An 18856-nucleotide genomic window follows, 5' to 3' on the forward strand; every position below is an offset into this window, starting at 1 on the left:
ATTGATATGGTTTTATAAATACAGCTCACTTTGGATATCTCATGAGCTTAAATCAAAATTGTATCGCATTCATTTAAAACAAAAAGAGCGCTAGGTATCGATTTTATCATCAAATTAACCCGCACTCGGCAAATATTTATTTACCCTAGCTAACTCGCTTAGGTCATTCTATTAAGCAGCTCTATCTAGTCGCTTTATTTAGCCGCTAAGCTAAACAACTCTGTTTAGCTAACGATTACAAAACTGATTCAATCGCTTTTTTCAATTCTTCGCTATCAGGTTTCACACGAGAACTGAATTGTTGTACGGTTTGGCCATCAGCGGAAACTACGTATTTATAGAAATTCCATTTAGGTTCGCCAGTTTTGTCGCCTAAGTATTTAAATACTGAGTTAGCCTCACCGCCTCTAACTGGTGATGTTGCCACCATGGTAAACGTAACACCATAATTAATGAAACAAACATCGGCAGTTTTAGCTTCGTCTTTTTCTTCTTGGAAAAAATCATCTGACGGAAAGCCAATCACCACTAAACCTTTATCGGCATATTGTTTGTGTAATGCTTCAAGTGCTTCAAACTGAGGGGTAAATCCACAATGGGATGCGGTATTAACGATTAATACGGCTTTGCCTTGGGTGAGTTCACATAAATTGACGTTTTCTGTTGAATGTAATTTACGAGCGTCAACATTGAGATAATCAGGACAATTTGCAGCCACGGAGCCAAAACTTAATCCCAATAAGCCAATTGCCGTTAGGTATTTAATCATTATTAGTTTGTCCTTTACTCAAAGTTTATAAGAATAGATAGAAATAGGCACCGATAAACGAATTTATCGATGCCTATTAGGTATCACAGGACTGTACGAAGTACTGCTTTTTTCAGATCATAAATGATTAGAAATAAAAACCAATATTAATATTTAAACGTGAATGCCATGATGTATCACCGTTATCGATACCAACACCTGCACCATCAACAAACCACATATTTTTACCGGCAATCCAATCTACATAAGAATAAAATTTACCTGCAGTGATGGCAACACCAGTCACATTCTGGATAGAATCATCAAGACCTTGACCCGATGCCATTACCTGGCTGTAATCGTTGTAAAAATTTAAATTAGTGATTGGTCCCCAATCAACGTCAAACGATTTAGCAATGTTAACGGTAGCAACATCGGCTTCAGCAGCAATTTCAAATGGATATTGAAATGCACTCAACGCAATACGTTCACTGTTGTCTATATCATAGTCATAATGAATATATTGTAATTGTAATTGCCATTTTTTCCAGTCTAGTTGCCAATGCGCTGCAGCGGCAAGGCCATTGGTGTCTTCACCTACTACGGTAGCTGCATCAGCCATAAAATCTAATTGGCTGTATTGTAATGAACCACCTAACTTATGAGTGACTTCACCAGAAGTAAATTCACGTTCAACTCGAGCGTTGATTTGTCCTGCCTCTTCATATGGTGAATCGGCTGTTGTGGCCGCATCAAATGAGTAACGATCATAATTAGAACCGTCGCCAATTTCGTCATTAACAAAATAAGCTAAATCATAGCGCCAACCATCTTGTTCATTTTTGTAATGGATACCAGCATCGTAATCATCTTCAAAACCAAGATAATAGGTTGCGCCGAACCAAAATGAATGAGCAGCATAAGGCAATAAACCAAATGGGACTTGGGTTACACCCACTTGTACTGATTGGGCGTCATCAAATTGATAACCCATGTAGGCATGATGCACTACGTCCATGTTTTCATACCAACGATACTGAGCTGAGGCGAATAAGCCATCTTTGCTCTTGTAATTAACGTCAGCACGGAACAATTCAAACTCAAGCTTGGCGTTGTCGTCGTAATCTTTCCAACCGTAGTTCACCCGAACTGCACCGCCAATATCAACTTCATCGGTGACAGGTACAGCCGATGCCGAAAGCGGGAGTAAGATTAACGAAGAAAAGACGGTGATTTTTTGCCATAACTGCATGAAACATCCTTGAAAGAACAATGTTATAAAGCGTGATAAAAATGAGTAACGTATAATGTGTTTATACGGATAAGGTTACTAAATAAAGGTTTTAATGTACTTTTGTCATCGAAATGTCCACGACAACAGGAGTAATTATAACAATGATAACGGCCATGATAACAAAAAAAGGCCGTAAGATGTTACTTACGACCTCTCATAACCAATGGTTCGATTGATAATCCACTCATTTATTGGCTCAAAACATCACTAATTCACTCATTTATTGCCTCAAAACATCACTAATCCATGTCGAGAGTAATGCCTTCCATTGATCCTGAAGAAGCCGCTTCATTATTTCGCAATTTAATCATTAAACGTAAATCGTTTGGCGAGTCGGCATGATGTAATGCATCGGCGTAACTAATCTCACCCTCTACATATAAATCTAGCAATGCCTGGTCAAAAGTCTGCATGCCTTGTTCGCGTGACTTACCCATGGTTTCTTTCAGTAAATGCAACTCATTTTTAGCAATCAAACTGGCCACTCGAGGGGTATTAATTAACACCTCAATGGCGGCGCGGCGCCCGGTGCCGTCTGATTTAGGAATAAGCTGTTGCGCTACAATGCCACGTAAATTTAACGACAAATCAAACAACAGTTGATTGTGCTTACTTTCCGGTACTAAATGCATAATGCGATCGAGTGCTTGGTTAGCGTTGTTTGCATGCAAGGTTGCCATGCATAAATGACCCGTTTCGGCAAATGACAACGCAAACTCCATGGTTTCTTGAGTACGGATTTCACCAATCAGAATGACATCTGGCGCTTGACGCAAAGAGCTTTTAAGCGCGGCATCAAATGAGTCGGTATCAATACCCACTTCACGCTGAGTAATAATACTTTTACGATGGTTATGCACAAACTCAACTGGGTCTTCAATGGTCAGAATATGTCCGCGAGCATGAGCATTTCGATATCCCACTAGCGCAGCCAACGAAGTCGACTTACCAGTACCGGTACCACCCACCATAATGATAAGACCACGCTTACTCATGACCAAGTCTTTCAAAATAGGAGGGAGTTTTAGGTCATCAACTTCAGGTATTTGGGTTTCGATACGGCGCATAACACAACCGGCTGATTCGCGTTGCCAAAAGGCACTGACACGAAAACGACCTAAATCTTTGGCTGCAAATGCAAAGTTACACTCACTAGTGTCGTGAAATTCTTTCTTTTGAACGTCACTCATCAACGACTCAACAAACACTAATGATTGCTCTGGTGTTAATCGATTATCGGATAGTTGACGTAGCTCTCCGTCGACTTTGGCACTGGGTGGAAAACCAGCAGTGATAAATAAATCAGACGCCTTTTTTTCCACCATCATATTTAAAAACGGACGAACATCCATGATCCCAGTTCCTTAGAAATTAGCTTGTTTATTCGAACTCTTCTGCATCGCATCTTCACGGGTAATTAACCCACGATTAACTAAGTTTTGCAGACATTGATCAAGGGTTTGCATACCGTGAGACATACCCGTTTGAATAGCTGAATACATTTGTGCGACTTTATCTTCACGAATAAGATTTCGAATCGCTGGGGTGCCCATCATGATTTCATGAGCCGCCACTCGGCCACCACCAATTTTCTTGATCAATGTTTGTGAAATAACCGCCTGAAGTGACTCTGACAACATGGTACGAACCATGCTCTTTTCACCTTCAGGGAATACATCGACTATACGGTCAATAGTTTTGGCAGCTGAAGTGGTATGCAAAGTACCGAATACTAAGTGACCCGTTTCAGCGGCGGTCATGGCTAAGCGAATGGTTTCGAGGTCGCGCATTTCACCCACAAGAATAACATCCGGATCTTCACGTAATGCACTTCTTAGGGCTGCATTAAAGCTATGTGTATGTTTGTGAACTTCACGCTGGTTGATTAGGCATTGCTTGTTTTGGTGTACGAATTCTATAGGGTCTTCAATGGTTAAAATATGGTCATGTCGGTTTTCATTTACATAATCGACCATCGCAGCCAATGTGGTTGATTTACCCGAACCAGTAGGCCCGGTTACTAATACTAAGCCACGTGGGAAACTGGCAATTTTCTTAAAAATTTCTGGCGCGCCAAGTTGCTCAAGCGACAAAATGTCAGACGGAATGGTACGGAATACCGCGCCAGCGCCACGCGACTGATTAAAGGCGTTAACACGAAAACGCGCTAGATTAGGCACTTCGAATGAAAAATCGATTTCTAGATGTTCTTCATAGTCTTTACGTTGTTTATCATTCATGATGTCATAGACAAGACTATGAACGCCTTGATGATCTAACGCAGGTAAATTAATTTTTCTTACCTCACCGTCAACGCGGATCATAGGAGAAACGCCTGCTGAAAGATGTAGATCTGATGCTTTGTGTTTTACACTAAAGGCGAGTAATTCAGTGATTTCCATTGTAGAGACATCCATTTAACCAACATTATGACAACAATAGCAGACAGAATATCAATCGCCCAGAGTAGAATTAGTCAAGCGGCGCAAAAGTGTTCACGTTCATCGGCCGAAATAAGCCTATTAGCAGTGAGTAAAACCAAACCGATCAGTGACATCATTGCCGCTTATCAAGCGGGGCAACGTCTATTTGGTGAAAACTATGTCCAAGAAGGCGAAACTAAAATTACTGCCTTGCAGGCTGATTACCCAGATATCGAGTGGCATTTTATTGGCCCGTTGCAATCGAATAAAAGCAAAATTGTTGCCGAACATTTTGATTGGATGCATACCTTAAGTCGTGCCAAAATTGCTCAACGTTTGCATGAGCAACGTCCAAATAACAAGCCGCCATTAAACGTGTGCATTCAAGTCAATATAAGCCAGGAACAATCTAAGTCGGGCGTTAACCCTGAAGATGTCGCCACGTTAGCACTTACTATCGCCTCCTTAAGCAACCTTAAGCTGCGCGGATTAATGGCTATCCCAACCGCGACTGATGACGTACAACTTCAACAACAAGAATTTAGCCAATTAAAGCAACTTTTTGACCAACTTAAGCTGCAATATCCAAGCGTCGACACCTTATCAATGGGTATGAGCGGCGACATGGACATCGCCATCGCCAACGGATCAACCATGGTACGTATCGGCAGTGCGATCTTTGGTGAAAGATAATCAAAAGAACGATGATGATCGGTGACAAGCGGTAGCAAGCGATAGCAAGCGGTAGCAAGCGATAGCAAGCGGTAGCAAGCGATAGCAAGCGGTAGCAAGCGATAGCAAGCGGTAGCAAGCGATAGCAAGCGGTAGCAAGCGATAGCAAGCGGTAGCAAGCGATAGCAAGCGGTAGCAAGCGGTAGCAAGCGGTAGCAAGCGGTAGCAAGCGATAGCAAGCGGTAGCAAGCGATAGCAAGCGGTAGCAAGCGATAGCAAGCGATAGCAAGCGGTAGCAAGCGGTAGCAAGCCATAGCAAGCGGTAGCAAGCGGTAGCAAGCGGTAGCAAGCGGTAGCAAGCGATAGCAAGCGGTAGCAAGCGATAGCAAGCGGTAGCAAGCGATAGCAAGCGGTGACAAGCAAAAAGCGCAGCGTTATCTCGTTATCGCCCTATATCGTTGGTCATCGCTTGTTATCATCTTTATCCCTCTTCACCGCTTGTTATCGCTTGTCGTCTGTTTTACCGACCGTAGCGTCCTAGGGCTGAATTAGGTAACATACACTGCAATTGGACATAAATTCACTCTTTAATTGGATACAGACTTAATGACTCAAGCAAAAGTATGTTTTATCGGTGCGGGCAATATGACTCGTAGCATTATTAGTGGCTTAGTTAAGCATGGCTATCCTAGTGACCTTATTCATGCAACCAATCCAAGCAAGGGTAAATTGGATGCGTTGCAGCAAGATTTTGCGATTCAAGTTTCCCACGATAATTATGCAGCTGCACAAACTGCCGATGTCATCGTGTTAAGCGTAAAACCTCAATTAATGGCAACGGTTTGTGAAGACTTAAGTTCACTGGATTTAGCCAATAAGTTAATCATTACTATCGCTGCAGGTATTCCAGCATCTCGTTATCAAGTCTACTTTAAGCAACCTATTAAACTTATTCGCACCATGCCTAATACTCCGACTCAAATTGGCTATGGTATGACAGGTATTTATGCCGATGACAGTATTTCTGCCGAGCACAAAGGGATTTGTGAAACTTTAATGCAAAGCGGCGGTAAAGTGGTTTGGGTTGATAAAGAAGCGGAATTAGATCAAGTGATAGCCCTTGCAGGCAGCTCTCCGGCTTATTTCTTCTTGTTTATCGAGTCAATGATCGCCTCTGGCGTCAACATGGGCATGGCTGAAGACAAAGCAAGACTCCTTGCCGAGCAAGCCGCTTTGGGGGCCGCGCAGATGGTGATACAAAACCAACAGTTATCGGTAACCGAACTGCGTCAAAATGTTATGTCAAAGGGCGGAACTACAGCTAAAGCCGTTGAAACGTTTCAACAAGGCGGTTTAGTCGAATTGGTCGATAAAGCCATGACAAACTGCGTTGCTAGAGCCCAAGAAATGGCTAAAACATTCTAACGTTATGAGATGAACGATTATTTAACTTACGGTTAACCTCTTTGGTGTAAAATAGTTGCGTAAAACTAAGCTTATAAACACCAAATCTGAGTGATAATCCGTTATATTGTTAACTCAGTTAGTCGTACAGTTAAATATTGACGCAGTTAATTTCAGTGCTAATTCACACTCTAATCTGCGCTCTAATGTAAGTACAAGATTAAGCACTAAATCACATCAACGTAAGGCAACATACATGAATGCAATGAGTTTTTTAGTCAACACTCTGTTTGACTTATACCTAATGATCGTCATTCTTCGTTTTTGGCTACAGCTTGCAAGAGCGGATTTTTATAATCCATTTAGCCAATTTGTGGTTAAAGCGACACAACCGATTATCGCACCAATGCGTCGACTATTACCGTCTGTAGGACGTTTTGATACTTCATCAATGGTACTGGCACTGATTGTCGTGTTGGTCAAAATGTTAGTGCTTACTTTCATTGCAGGGGCAACTGTAGATATTGTTACCTTGTTATTATTCTCAGTGATCTCTGTCGTAAAACAAGCTGGCGTGTTACTTTTTTGGATGTTACTTATCCGCGCAGTATTGAGTTGGTTCAACCAAGGTTATAACCCAATTGTGATGGTGATGACCCAATTAACAGAACCTATTTTAGCGCCAGTACGCAAAGTGCTACCCGCTATTGGTGGCTTAGACCTATCTGTATTAGTGGTATTTATTGCGATGAATTTCATTAATATGTTGTGTGCGCAATATATCCCGTTTTGGTCAATTATTTAGATGTCGAACAAATCTAACTAATGAATCCAGTCAGCTATATTAACGATGAGCAGCAAGGTGACTTGCTGCTTTTTGTGTATGTACAACCCAAAGCCAGCCGCGATCAAATTGTCGGTTTGCACGGTAACGAATTAAAAATAGCTATCACAGCGCCACCGATTGACGGTAAAGCAAATGCTTATCTGTCTAAATACCTTGCAAAAGCCTGTAAAGTGGCTAAAAGTCAGGTTCATATCCTTAAGGGTGAACAAGGTCGTCATAAGCAAATTAAAATATGCCAACCGCAGATTATTCCGCCTGAAATAGCCGCCCTTTTGTGACTGTTTCTCCTATAATAACGTTATAGCTCATGCCCGCTAAGGACTAAATTATGTTCCAATCATTGCGTTTATGTCGCCCATTATTACAAATATTATTGTTGTCACTAATAACGATGACCAGTATCGGCTACGCTCAAGCAGAACAAAAACAACAAGTTGGTAATTTTGATATTCATTACATGGCGCTCAGTAGCACCTTTATTACCCCAGAAATAGCAAAAAACTACGGAATAGAACGCAGTAGTTACAATGGATTGGTGAACATTACCGTGCTCAATACGAATCTAGAAGGACACCCTGCTGTCCCAGTTGAAATTTCAGGAATCGCCAATAACTTAATTGATGCTCGCGTAACTCTGGATTTTAAAGAAATTCGCGAAGGGAAATCCATCTATTACATCGCAGAAGTGCCTTATCGTGATGATCAAGATGTCAATTTTACCATTGCCATTAAGCACGGCAACCAGCTAAACACCTCATTGAAATTCAAACAAAAATTCTATGTAGATTAAGGCCTAAAATCTCGATAACGAGCGAAAGAGCGAAAGAGCGAAAGAGCGCTGCTAGGACGCTTCGCGGCTAGATCCTATACAAGCAAAAAGTGCAGCGTTCGCTCGTCATACTTGCTATCGTTTGTTAACGCCATTACTTCTTGCTACCGCTGTTATCGCTTTTCATCGCTTTTCATCGCTTTTCATCGCCCATTACCGCCGTTTCGCCATTATCTCTTGCTATCGCTGTTACCGCTTGTTATCGCTTTTCATCGCTGTTACCGATCGATATCGCTTTTCATCGCTGTTACCGATCGATATCGCTTTCATCGCCGTTACCGCTTGTCATCGCTTGCAATAGCCTATCGCGGGGTAGTTAGAGTATAATGACGGCAAATTTACCCTCATCTAAAAAACTTATGCATACCTTAGTCAAACAACAAATTGTTCTTGCCAGTGGCAACAAAGGCAAACTTGCCGAATTTGATCAAATGCTGACAGCATTTAATATTGAAGTATTACCACAGAATCAATTTAACGTGACAGAGGTTGCAGAGACAGGCACTACATTTGTAGAGAACGCCATTATTAAGGCTCGTCATGCCGCAGAAATAACCGGTAAAGCTGCAATTGCAGATGACTCAGGTATTGAAGTTGATGCACTACAAGGCCAACCAGGGATTTACTCTGCCCGTTATTCAGGAGCCAATGCAACCGAAACCAGCAATTACCTCAAGCTACTTGATGCATTGCAAGGCGAAACACTTCGAAGTGCCCGTTTCCAATGTGTACTGGTTTATATGCGTCATGCAAAAGATCCTACGCCTATTATTTGCCAGGCTTCATGGGAAGGGACAATCAACCATGCTCCACAAGGCGAGCAAGGCCATGGTTATGATCCCGTATTTATTCCGCAAGGTTTTGAGTGCTCGGCAGCAGAGCTAACTCGTGAACAGAAAAATGCCCATAGTCATCGAGGCAAAGCACTTGAGTTATTAGTGAGTGCCATGAAAGCTCAAGGTATCATTTTATCGAACAGTACATCGAACAATACTTCTGGCGGCCACCAATAAATGATATTGCAATTACCCCCACTTAGCTTGTATATCCATATTCCTTGGTGCGTGCAAAAATGCCCTTATTGCGATTTTAACTCCCACGGCCAAAACGGTGAGTTACCACAGCAACAATATGTCGATGCATTATTAGAAGATTTAAAACAAGACTTGGTGTATGTTCAAGGTCGAAAGGTGCATACCATTTTTATCGGCGGTGGCACGCCATCGTTATTTGATGCTAGTCAAATTCAACGCATACTTGAAGGCGCGCAAGCGTTAATCCCTTTTGAAGATAATATTGAAATCACCATGGAAGCCAATCCTGGCACATTAGAGCACGACGACTTTAGTGCTTACCGCGCAGCGGGTGTCACGCGTTTATCTATTGGGGTGCAAAGTTTTTCAAAAGAAAAACTTAATCTGCTAGGACGTATCCACAATGAAGATGAAGCTAAAGTGGCGGCTGAAAAAGCCAAACAAGCAGATTATTTAAGTTTTAATCTCGACTTAATGCACGGTTTACCAAACCAAAGCTTTGACGAGGCCATGCATGATATCGACACAGCAACGGCTTTAGCTCCACCGCATCTTTCTTGGTATCAACTCACCATTGAACCCAACACCTTGTTTCATTCAAAACCACCACAATTACCAGACGATGAAAACCTGTGGCAAATATACGAGCAAGGTCAGCAGCGCTTAGCGGCATTAGGTTATGAGCAATACGAAATATCAGCCTATGCAAAACCTGGATTCCAATGTCGCCATAATCTTAATTATTGGCAATTTGGCGATTACCTTGGCATCGGTTGCGGCGCCCACGGTAAAATCACCCTGCCCGGCTCAAATCGGATTGTACGTACCGTAAAAATAAAGCACCCTAAAGGCTACCTCGCTGCGGATAAATATACCTTTGAAACCACAGATGTCGTTGAAGAAGACCGCCCATTAGAATACTTAATGAACCGTCTAAGGTTGATGACTCCAATCCCTAAAACTGAATTTGAGCAGCGTACAGGCCAATCTGCAGAGGTAGTAAAACAAGGAATGCAAAAATCAATTGAACGGGGATTATTGACAGAAACCACAACGCATTGGCAATTGACGTCTAAAGGCCACATGTTTGTAAATGATTTGCTGTCTCAGTTTATTTAATTTACCAGTCGATTGAATAAAATAATATGACTCGCGGTTTTCTTTTTCAACCGTTAACTGCGAGTCAATAATCAAAAATCTGCTTCTAGCGCCACAATTTACTTACCTTAAATACACACTTTCTAACATTTCTATTCACACATTTAGGCAAAGCTTGATTAGGATATGCGCTTATAACTTAGGTACTTTGGGAAGATATCAATGTCTATTAAAACTAAAACAACTCTCGTTGCTGTCGCGTTATCAAGCTTATTAAGCGCATCAGTCATTGCGAACTTGCACAACATGCCGCAATTGAGCCAACAAGAAAGTACAGCGACATCAAGCCAACAAACTGAATCAGAAAAAGCCAACGTATTGTTTGAAGCCATTTTTATGGAAAATGTAATGGCGAATCCGGTTAACCAAACTTACCTGGGCATCAAACAAGATTACGGCAAGTGGAATGACTTGTCTGATGCTGCTGCAGATGCTGATTTAGCCCGCAGTAAACAGCAACTAATAAGATTAACTCGCCTTGATGCCAATAAATTAAATGAACAAGCTGCGCTCAGTTATGAACTGTTGAAGGCCAGCTTAGAGCACAGTATTAGCGACGATAAATGGCGTTATCACACCTATCCGATTAACCAAATGTATGGCGTCCATTCTGTGGTGGCTTCATTATTGATTAACCAACATCAAATAACCGATGAAAGTGATGCTAAAGCTTATATTAGTCGTTTGAACGGCATACCAACACTACTTGCACAATTAGAAACCTCATTAGAAATTCGCGCTAAAAAGCATATTATCGCGCCAAAATTTGTTTTCCCATATGTAATTTCCGATAGTAAAAACATTATCACTGGCGCCCCATTTACAGAGACTGGAAAAGACAGCGCGTTATGGGCTGACGCGAACCGTAAGATAAATAAACTCGATATAACCGATGGCAACAAACAAGCCTTATTAGTCGAAGTAAAACAAGCTCTACTGACTAAGGTAAAACCTGCCTATGAGCAGTTAATCACCTATACTAAGTCACTTGAAGCTCGAGCCGATACTCAAGATGGAGCCTGGAAACTGCCTGACGGAGAAGCGTTTTACAATAACGCCCTCGCCCGCACCACTACAACCGATATGACCGCAGACACTATCCATGATCTTGGCTTATCTGAAGTTAAGCGTATTCATGATGAAATGCGGGTCATTATGAAAAAGGTACACTTTGCCGGCAGCTTACAAGAGTTTTTTGTGTTCATGCGCGATGATAAGCAATTTTATTACCCAGAAACTGATGAAGGCAAAACGGCATATCTCGCCCAAGCAAAATCGCTGATCGATACTATGGAGTCTCGTTTAGACGAAGTGTTCACGATTAAGCCTAAAGCCGAATTAGTGGTTCGAAAGGTAGAAGCGTTTAGAGAAAAATCAGCAGGTAAAGCATTTTACGACCAACCTGCACCAGATGGTTCTCGCCCTGGAAGCTATTACGCTAATTTATACAAAATGGAAGCGATGCCAAAGTATCAGATGGAAGCGCTTGCTTACCATGAAGGGATCCCAGGACATCACATGCAAATTGCTATTGCACAAGAATTGCAAGGCATTCCAAAATTCCGTAAATTTGGCGGTTACACTGCTTATATTGAAGGTTGGGGACTTTACTCAGAATATTTCCCGAAGGAAATGGGCTTATATGCCGACCCATACTCTGACTTTGGTCGTTTATCGATGGAGCTATGGCGCGCATGCCGTTTAGTGGTTGATACTGGGATACACGCTAAAAAGTGGACTCGTGAGCAGGCTATTGCCTATTACGTTGAGAATACTCCAAACGCTGAGTCTGATGCGATAAAAATGGTCGAACGCCATATTGTTATGCCATCACAAGCTACTGCGTATAAAGTAGGTATGATTAAAATATTACAACTACGTGAGCAGGCTAAAAAGGCGCTAGGAGCCAAGTTTGATATTCGCGAATTTCATACTGTAATCCTTAAAAATGGACCATTGCCATTAGACATACTTGAAGAGCAAGTAAATAAGTGGATTAAGCAGGTTCAATCGCTGTAATTTTTAATCATTAATCCACTCGAAACATAAAACGGCAACCTGAGGTTGCCGTTTTGCTTTATCAATTTCCACAAAAAAATAACCCCAGAACAAAGTCTGGGGTAAACCAAATAAATTAGGATGATGGTTTTAAGGTTGGCATTATTTTAGTTCGAAAACCATTGCCAACACTGACTCAAAATTTGCTACCTTGCCGATTTGTACATCTCACTGAAAAGGGGTCATTTCTCAGAAAAACGTAGGGTTCAAATCATTTCGAATCAACTGAGTACTATTGTATTGATATCAGAACAGAGTTCAACTAGTTAACAAATGTAAATTGCTAAACCCTTGATTAGCAACTTACTAATAAACTAATCAATCAACACCTTAAGCACTTTAAAATCAGCCGCTTAATACAAAGCCGCAAGGCAAGCTGCGGCTTTGTTCTAAATTTGAAATAATGTTTCCACTTTTACTTACGAAGTTTATACAAATGATCGAACTTAGCATCCCAATAAGGTGGGCTGCTGATGTGCGTTTTAATAAAATCAATGAACGCACTAACTTTTGGAGCTAGATGTTTACGACGAGGATACACAGCTTGTAATGGAAGATTGTGAGTCAACTGCCAATCAGGTAACAAAGGAATCAATGTCCCTTGAGCGATTTCATCTTCCATTAAGTAACTGGCTAAATAGACAATGCCTAAACCACTTACTGCGGCCGATTTCAATGCTGGCGCATTATCGACACGAAAATTGCCTGACACACCTATTTCGCAATAATCTTCACCCTTTTTAAATTGCCACATGCTGTGCTCATGCCACTCACCTTGATACACCAAACAATTGTGTTCAACCAATTGCTCTGGGCGGCTAATGTTACCATGTTGGGCAATATAACCCGGTGATGCGACTAACAAGAACTGACATTTCATTAACGGTCTTGCCACCATACCCAGCGGCAATTGCTCAGACATGGTTAACAATAGGTCTAAGCCTTCACTGACAACATCGACTTTATGATCAAGTAAGCTCACTTGTAGTTCAAGCTCTGGATGCCTTGCCATAAATGCTGGTAAAGCTGGAATAATGTGCATGGTGCCAAATGATTGTGATATCCCAACTTTTAATACACCACGAGTTGCATCATTTAAGTTGTGAACACTTGAAACGGCCTGCTCTGCATCACGAAGAAGTTCTTCGCCTTGTAGATACAATAAATTGCCGGCTTCAGTAAGGCTTAAACTGCGGGTTGTACGCTGAATAAGTTGCACACCAAGTTTATGTTCAAGATCTGCAACTTGAGTACTTACTTTAGATTTAGAAATGCCAAGACGTCTGGCTGCAGCACTAAAACTTCCTGCACGTGCAACATGAGTAAAAATTGCGATAGGTTCTAACAGTTCTAACATGAAAGTCGCCTTAAGCTGGTTACGACATTAATAAAAATTTCAGATATCTGTTAGCCATTGCTGGTAACTAAACCTTGCTTAGCATCAATATCGACACTCAGATATTATGATTGTTGCTGCCAAATGAGCATCAAAACAAACTAATATCTTTAATCAACACTAACAAATGAAGATTCTGAAATATAACCACATCTAAAGTAGAGTGTAATTTTGTAATAATTCTCAAGAGTATAACAAAAAAAGCCTCTATGGCTCTATATTTATAATTGACAATTTTTTTATCAGAACAAAGCAACACGAGCTATAGCGGTAAAACAGCTAGAATTGGCCCCAAAAAAAAGCCCCTGTGTCTTCAAAAAGAGCACAGGGGAAGGTCAGGTGTCCGGGAAGACAGGTTGAACAAAATAAATTTACTCTTTTAGCTCGCCTAGCTTGGCCAATGTATAAGGTGCAAGTTCTGGTATGGATTTACGCACTTGGCTTTCTAACACTAATAATCCTTCAAAATTATCACAAATTTTATCAGCTCGTTGTTCAAGGCCTTGTGATTGCGACTCAAGTTGTTGCTCGATGTCTTTACCGACATTGTCCATTTTTTGTGAAAAGGTATTCATTTTTTCTTCAAATGAACCGCCTTCAGAAGACATGATCTGGCTACCTAATGTCATCATTAATGATCCCATTGAGTTGGTGACCATTTGTTCTATCTCTTGTTCAAACTCTTCATTAAATGCATGTTCAATTGAAGACTCTGTCGAACCTAAATAAAACTTATCGCCTTGCTGATACGCCATGGTGTCAATGCGTGTTTGAATCCCTGTCATTAGCTTATCAATTTGGCTACCAGTGGCGTCGCCAAATATTGGGGTTAATGCCATATTGACTGCTTGAGATGCCATTACGACAACATCACCAACCAAATCAATTACCTCAGGTACTTGACGAGATAGCTCATCAGAATATTGAGTGAGTAACGTTTGTTGTTTAGCGGTTAAGGTGACTTTTTTACCGTCTACATATAGTTGATCTAGTTCAACGCGATATTTCTCGGATCCATTATCACTAATCTGCAATTTTTTTGGTTCAACAGTAACGTCATAGTTTAATGTCACATTGCACTTTTCATCATTAATGGACATTTTTGCTATGGCGGGAGTTAGCGCCCCTACTGTGAATAACATGCTGGTTAACGCTACACTACAAATCAACTTCTGTTTGGTCATGATAAAAATCCTTTTGCTATACATATATCAATAATTAGCTCGTATATGAGCTTTATAAAGCACAAGTTATGCCAACAACTATAACTACATGACTTTTAATAGGTTAATGATAAAATAAGGCAATATATAAGCTAATGAATAAACAATAGCGGAAGTGTATTGGTAAAATAAACCAATAAATAGTCTATTTTACCAATCTCAATAATAATTAATCTATCTAGGGCCAGCTGAGCTTCAGGATGAATTTTACTGCAGTTTGTATTTTGCTAGACAAGTAAGCGTATACGACGTGTGGTTGTTCTAGATAAGTAAGCAATAACCTAGGCGAAAAGAAGCCACTAAAACTGCCCAAGTGGGCAGTAAAATGACTTTTAAACGTTTTGAGTCAATATTATAGATTCAAATTTGATATACAAAGAGTGAGTACGTTAAGGTCGAACAACGTTAACCGCGAAAGATTAGCCCTTGTATAAACTAAAAAATTGAACGGCCTAACTGTTGGCTTAAATGTTCTAACATGGCTGTGCCCGCAAGCGAGTTACCATTATTGTCTAGCTCAGGTGACCACACACAAATAGACATATCACCAGGAATAACCGCAATAATGCCGCCACCCACGCCACTTTTACCGGGCATACCTACTCGATAAGCAAACTCTCCTGCGCCATCGTATAATCCAGATGTCGCCAGTAATGCATTGAGTTGCCGAGTTTGCACCGGCGAAACTAAGCTGTCACCATCGAGTGTCTTACCGCGATTGGCCAAATAGAACATCGCACGGGACAAGTCAGCGCAATTCATTCTTAATGCACAATAATGAAAATAACTTTTAAGTACGGTATTGACGTCGCCTTCAAAATTACCAAATGACTTCATTAAATAGGCAATAGATGCATTACGTGCACTGAACTGGAACTCAGAATCCGCCACAACTTTATCGTAGGCTAACGTCGGGTTCTGGCTCAATTGACGCACAACCTCAAGCATACGATGCTTAGGCGCCCCTAAACGGGCTTGCAACAAGTCAGCAATAACTAGCGCACCGGCATTAATAAAAGGGTTGCGAGGTTTACCGCGTTCTAATTCGACCTGTACCAGCGAGTTAAATGAATGCCCTGAGGGTTCTTTACCCACACGACTCCAAATTTCATCTTCAGTATATAAATTAAGTGCCTGAGTAAGGCTAAAGACTTTAGAAATACTTTGAATTGAAAAAGGCTCAAGGTAATCACCGGCACCAATTGTTTGGCCATCAAGGGTAGTAACGGCAATCCCTATTTTGTTAGGGTCAACGCAGGCAAGCGCAGGAATATATCCTGCAACCTTGCCTTTACCCAATAGCAATCTTACTTTATCGACGGCTTGTTGAAGTAATAATTGCTCAGGCAATTTAGCTTAACCCCACCAGATATCGTACAAATCACTCACTTCGAGGTTAGAAACAGGCTTGTCTTTCCAGAACGCATTCACTGCTGCGGTATCTTCATCAGTACATTTACCGATAGCTTGGGTAGCAATAATACCTTCCCATTGCTTGTGTCCACCACCGTGGAAACCTAATTGACGAGGTTCAATGACCTCAACAAGAAACTGATCAACTAAGTTATCAATATCTTCTTCAGATACCGACTCATCAAAAGTCCAGTTGATTTCAAAGCCTAATTCTTGAAACTCATCAACTCGTAATTTTTTACGTAAACGACGACTACGATTTTGCGCCATGGTGTATTCTCCGATTGCTGAAAGTGTAGTTGTGATTAAGCAGTACGCTCAAACATGATATCCCATACGCCGTGACCGAGTCTGTGGCCTCTTGCTTCAAACTTGGTAAGCGGACGATGCTCTGGACGTTCGACAACTGTACCAGTTGTTGATTGATTTTTATAACCTTCTGCTGCATTCATTATTTCTAACATATGCTCGCTGTAATTTTCCCAATCGGTTGCCATATGAAATACACCACCAATTTTAAGCTTACGGCGGATAAGTTGTACAAATTCAGCTTGTACAATCCGGCGCTTATGATGACGTTTTTTATGCCATGGGTCAGGGAAAAACAATTGTACGCGCTCAAGTGAACCATCAACAATGCTGTGCTCTAGCACTTCCATTGCATCATGATGATATACACGTAAGTTAGTCACTTCAGCTGCACCGGCATCAGAAAGACACGTACCAATACCAGGTTTATGAACTTCTATGCCAATAAAGTTTTGCTCTGGGGCAGCTTTTGCCATTTGGACTAATGATGCCCCCATACCAAAACCGATTTCTAACACGGTATCAGCATCGCGACCAAATACTTGAGTTAACTCCAATGCTTGTGGAGTATAATCAAGTCCCATTGCTGGCCAATGTGCTTCAATTGCTTGAGATTGGCCTTTGGTTAAACGGCCTTCGCGTAAAACAAAACTTCTGATTTTACGAATATACTTACCGTCTTCGTTAAATTCAGCTGTGGTAACGTCGCTCATCTTTGCCTCATTGTCTACGTACTTTGTTGTGCTGTGTTACTAAATGTCTAACCGTTAGGCTGCCACTCTTTATCAACACATTACGCATTTGCTATCTGTGATAGATCAATTTTAAAATCAGTTGGGCATTATACCTAAACTCATTGCACATGTTTACGCTAATTTAGTGCAAACGTGTGATTTAAAATAGCAGTGCCACTTGTGTAATAAAATGGCTATGGCTACACTGCGCCCATGAAAAATCTGACTCCATTTTCTGAGCGTATCATCGCTTGGTATGACCTACATGGTCGTAAATCACTGCCTTGGCAGATCAATAAAACGCCTTACCGTGTTTGGGTGTCGGAGATCATGCTCCAGCAAACCCAAGTCGCGACGGTTATTCCCTATTATGAAAAATTTATGGCGCGTTTCCCCAGCGTGGTAGATCTTGCGAATGCTCATCAAGATGAGGTGCTGCATTTGTGGACTGGCCTAGGTTATTACGCCAGAGCACGCAATTTACATAAAGCAGCCCAACATATTCGTGATGCTTTTAATGGCGAGTTTCCTACTCAGTTTGATGATGTGCTCGCGTTATCTGGAATCGGTAAATCAACTGCTGGCGCAGTATTATCCTTGTCGCTCGGTCAACACCACCCTATTTTAGACGGTAATGTAAAACGAGTATTGGCCCGACATGGTGCTATTGAAGGTTGGCCAGGGCAAAAAAACGTTGAACAACAATTGTGGCAATTAACCGATACGTTCACACCTGCCAAAAACGTTGAAAAGTTTAACCAGGCAATGATGGATATTGGTTCAAGTGTTTGCACTCGCAGTAAACCTAATTGCGCAGCCTGCCCTGTAGCAATTGATTGTGTGGCTCAACAGACGGGTCATCAAAGTCTATATCCCGGTAAAAAACCTAAAAAAGTGACGCCAGAAAAATCAGCTTTTATGCTGGTATTAGTCGACAACAGCGGAGATTCTGTAAAAGTTCAGCTTATCCAACGCCCACCTGCAGGTATTTGGGGGGGGTTATGGTGTTTTCCGCAATTTGAACAGCAAGCAGAATTAGAAGATTATTTAACGCTGCATAATTTGACAGCGTCAGAACAAGGGCTTGCTGGGTTTAGGCATACATTCAGTCATTTCCATCTTGATATTCAACCAGTATTAGTTGAACTATCTGTCGATCAAGCAACAGGCATCATGGAACAAACCTCGGCTCTCTGGTATAACATAGAGCAACCTGCGAAAGTCGGGTTGGCAGCCGCCACAGAACGTATTTTGGCTAATTTAGCCGTACTTTTCGCGACATATTAGTTTTTAGTGTAATTAAAGTTAGTAAGG

Annotated in this window: 18 protein-coding genes; 9 read left to right on the forward strand and 9 right to left on the reverse strand. The window is 41.3% G+C overall.

What is annotated here, in order from left to right; genetic code table 11:
• Window positions 1-235: 235 nt before the first annotated feature.
• From GUY17_RS15295 to GUY17_RS15310, 4 genes are all read right to left on the reverse strand, one after another.
• Window positions 236-769 carry a glutathione peroxidase gene (locus GUY17_RS15295; protein ID WP_101086412.1) on the reverse strand — a complete coding sequence of 178 codons (534 nt, stop codon included), beginning with the start codon at window positions 767-769 and terminating at the stop codon, window positions 236-238.
• Between the two features lie 127 nt (window positions 770-896).
• Complete coding sequence (locus tag GUY17_RS15300; protein WP_162023653.1) at window positions 897-2000, reverse strand: hypothetical protein; 1104 nt, start codon at window positions 1998-2000, stop codon at window positions 897-899.
• A 281-nt stretch (window positions 2001-2281) separates the two neighbouring features.
• A complete protein-coding gene (locus GUY17_RS15305) occupies window positions 2282-3394 on the reverse strand; it encodes a PilT/PilU family type 4a pilus ATPase (protein WP_162023654.1) in 1113 nt (370 codons plus the stop codon).
• Between the two features lie 12 nt (window positions 3395-3406).
• Entirely contained in the window at window positions 3407-4444 is a 1038-nt protein-coding gene (locus tag GUY17_RS15310) for a type IV pilus twitching motility protein PilT (protein ID WP_059744125.1), read from the reverse strand.
• Window positions 4445-4471: 27 nt separating this feature from the next.
• Between GUY17_RS15310 and GUY17_RS15315 the strand changes: the two genes are divergently transcribed.
• The 8 genes from GUY17_RS15315 to GUY17_RS15350 all read left to right on the forward strand — a co-directional run bounded on the left by GUY17_RS15315 (window position 4472) and on the right by GUY17_RS15350 (window position 12428).
• Window positions 4472-5158: a YggS family pyridoxal phosphate-dependent enzyme gene (locus GUY17_RS15315; protein WP_162023655.1), complete on the forward strand. Its 687-nt coding sequence runs from the start codon at window positions 4472-4474 to the stop codon at window positions 5156-5158.
• 585 nt (window positions 5159-5743) lie between these two features.
• Entirely contained in the window at window positions 5744-6562 is an 819-nt protein-coding gene (proC, locus tag GUY17_RS15320; protein ID WP_162023656.1) for a pyrroline-5-carboxylate reductase, read from the forward strand.
• 235 nt (window positions 6563-6797) lie between these two features.
• A complete protein-coding gene (locus tag GUY17_RS15325) occupies window positions 6798-7346 on the forward strand; it encodes a YggT family protein (protein ID WP_101086407.1) in 549 nt (182 codons plus the stop codon).
• 20 nt (window positions 7347-7366) lie between these two features.
• Window positions 7367-7666, forward strand: coding sequence for a DUF167 family protein YggU (yggU, locus tag GUY17_RS15330; protein ID WP_101086406.1), 300 nt, complete (start codon window positions 7367-7369; stop codon window positions 7664-7666).
• A gap of 113 nt (window positions 7667-7779) precedes the next feature.
• Entirely contained in the window at window positions 7780-8178 is a 399-nt protein-coding gene (locus GUY17_RS15335; protein ID WP_254439934.1) for a DUF4426 domain-containing protein, read from the forward strand.
• 365 nt (window positions 8179-8543) lie between these two features.
• Window positions 8544-9230: an RdgB/HAM1 family non-canonical purine NTP pyrophosphatase gene (gene rdgB, locus GUY17_RS15340; protein WP_174839646.1), complete on the forward strand. Its 687-nt coding sequence runs from the start codon at window positions 8544-8546 to the stop codon at window positions 9228-9230.
• Window positions 9231-10370 (forward strand): radical SAM family heme chaperone HemW, encoded by a 1140-nt coding sequence (gene hemW, locus GUY17_RS15345; protein ID WP_174839647.1) that lies wholly within the window; start codon window positions 9231-9233, stop codon window positions 10368-10370. It abuts the gene before it with no gap.
• Between the two features lie 201 nt (window positions 10371-10571).
• The gene (locus GUY17_RS15350) at window positions 10572-12428 is read left to right on the forward strand and encodes a DUF885 family protein (protein ID WP_162023658.1); all 1857 of its coding nucleotides are present in this window, start codon (window positions 10572-10574) and stop codon (window positions 12426-12428) included.
• Between the two features lie 454 nt (window positions 12429-12882).
• Here the strand turns inward: GUY17_RS15350 and GUY17_RS15355 are convergent, their stop codons facing one another.
• From GUY17_RS15355 to trmB, 5 genes are all read right to left on the reverse strand, one after another.
• Complete coding sequence (locus tag GUY17_RS15355; protein WP_101086401.1) at window positions 12883-13824, reverse strand: LysR family transcriptional regulator; 942 nt, start codon at window positions 13822-13824, stop codon at window positions 12883-12885.
• 410 nt (window positions 13825-14234) lie between these two features.
• A complete protein-coding gene (locus tag GUY17_RS15360; protein ID WP_162023659.1) occupies window positions 14235-15047 on the reverse strand; it encodes a YggN family protein in 813 nt (270 codons plus the stop codon).
• A 474-nt stretch (window positions 15048-15521) separates the two neighbouring features.
• Window positions 15522-16436, reverse strand: a complete 915-nt coding sequence (gene glsB / locus GUY17_RS15365) for a glutaminase B (RefSeq protein ID WP_162023660.1) — start codon at window positions 16434-16436, stop codon at window positions 15522-15524.
• 6 nt (window positions 16437-16442) lie between these two features.
• Window positions 16443-16769, reverse strand: coding sequence for a YggL family protein (locus GUY17_RS15370; protein WP_101086398.1), 327 nt, complete (start codon window positions 16767-16769; stop codon window positions 16443-16445).
• Window positions 16770-16804: 35 nt separating this feature from the next.
• A complete protein-coding gene (gene trmB / locus GUY17_RS15375) occupies window positions 16805-17521 on the reverse strand; it encodes a tRNA (guanosine(46)-N7)-methyltransferase TrmB (RefSeq protein ID WP_101086397.1) in 717 nt (238 codons plus the stop codon).
• 234 nt (window positions 17522-17755) lie between these two features.
• Here trmB and mutY point away from each other — a divergent pair, with 234 nt between their 5' ends.
• Window positions 17756-18829, forward strand: a complete 1074-nt coding sequence (gene mutY / locus GUY17_RS15380) for an A/G-specific adenine glycosylase (RefSeq protein WP_162023661.1) — start codon at window positions 17756-17758, stop codon at window positions 18827-18829.
• Window positions 18830-18856 lie beyond the last annotated feature (27 nt).

The organism is Shewanella sp. Arc9-LZ, from assembly GCF_010092445.1.
GTDB lineage: Bacteria > Pseudomonadota > Gammaproteobacteria > Enterobacterales > Shewanellaceae > Shewanella.